The sequence below is a fragment of the Bacillus sp. DNRA2 genome, assembly GCF_012843265.1.
Lineage (GTDB): Bacteria > Bacillota > Bacilli > Bacillales > Cytobacillaceae > Bacillus_BU.
Map to the genome: position 1 here is coordinate 1 of NZ_JABAIT010000075.1, position 1,393 is coordinate 1,393.

The following is a 1,393-nucleotide window of genomic DNA, read 5'->3' on the forward strand; positions in this document are numbered from 1 at the left end:
CGGTCTAACCCCCTAAGTTTGGACACTTGCTCATGATTTCTTGCGATTCCTTACTTTCTCTAATTATGCAGAAATTTTGTAACCTGTAATTTTACCTTCGTTATATTGTTTTAAAAACTCTGACGGAGAAAGATCTTTGATACTTCCGTGTAGCCGTCTCTTGTTGTAGAACGAAATAAACTCATCTACTTTTTGAAACGCATGCTCAAAGGTTCTAAACTCGTGTCTTTGAAAGCATTCGCGTTCTAGGATACTGTGAAATGACTCAATGAAGGCATTTAAATTCGGTGATTTAGGCGGAATTCGTTCATGAATCAGCTGTTCCTTATGTCTAACACAAAATTCATAAAAAGCTTTACTACAAAATTGTGGCCCATTATCTGTTCGAATAACTAATTTTGTATCTCTCTCAGATCCAACTCCACGACTAAGTAATGCTTTCTCTAACATTTTGGTAATTGGCTCTGACGAGCAGGTTTTGCCTTTGTATTTGCCTACAATGGTTCGGTCAAAGACATCGATTGCACTGGCAAGAAAGAAAAACCGACGTGAACCAGTGATGAATCCATATTTTATATCCACCTGCCAAAGCTGGTTCGGGCCGGTTATCAGGTGATTTCTAGATATACGTCGAGGGTACTTATTCCTTTTTTCGCGTTGAGGCAATAATATATCCATTTCCTTGCACATACGATAAACTTTCTTCTTATTTATGATTAATTTATATTTTCGTTGTAAGCAGCGAGTCAATTTTCGATAACCATAAACGGATTCTTCACCATCAATTAGTTTAGTTAGGTAAAGTCTTATTCTTGTGTCTGGAACCCTTTTCCCATCCTTCTTTCTTGAAAAACCTGGAACCGGTCGCCCTCCAGTGTTCTTTTTAGTGGAAGGAAAATGAGATTTTCTGTAATAGTAGGTGGATCGGTGCACTCCAAGTGCTTTTAGAACCCGTAGGGCTGAAAAGCCCTCATGGATCCACTCACAAGCTAAGTTTATTTGATCACCTAACCCGGAAAGTTTTTTTTTAGTTGCTCACGAAGAAGAGCTACTTCGAGTTCCTTTTCACCTAACAGTTTCATAGCTTTTTCATACTTTGCTTGTAAATCGCTGGGGGTAGGAGGTTGGGTCAGTGGGAATACTCCCTCGTTAGCCATTTCACGTTCAACTTCATCACGGTACAAATTGACCCAATCACTTAATGTACTTGTCGACATGCCTAATTTTCTCGCTATAAACGACATGTTTCCGGCTTCTAAAGCCATACGAACGTACTGTTTCTTTACCCCTTCCATCACACTATTTCTTCTCTTACTCATAGTGGACTCCTCCTCTTAACTAAATTGTACTCCTACTAAATTTAGGTGTCCAAATCAGTTAAGGGGCTAAAATG

General features: G+C 39.1%; 2 protein-coding genes. Both read right to left on the minus strand.

The genetic code is table 11. From position 1 onward, the window contains the following. Positions 1 to 63: 63 nt before the first annotated feature. A complete protein-coding gene (locus HHO41_RS21995; RefSeq protein WP_169102740.1) occupies positions 64 to 999 on the minus strand; it encodes an IS3 family transposase in 936 nt (311 codons plus the stop codon). 8 nt (positions 1,000 to 1,007) lie between these two features. Then, entirely contained in the window at positions 1,008 to 1,319 is a 312-nt protein-coding gene (locus HHO41_RS22000; protein ID WP_169102738.1) for a helix-turn-helix domain-containing protein, read from the minus strand. Positions 1,320 to 1,393: the final 74 nt, after the last annotated feature.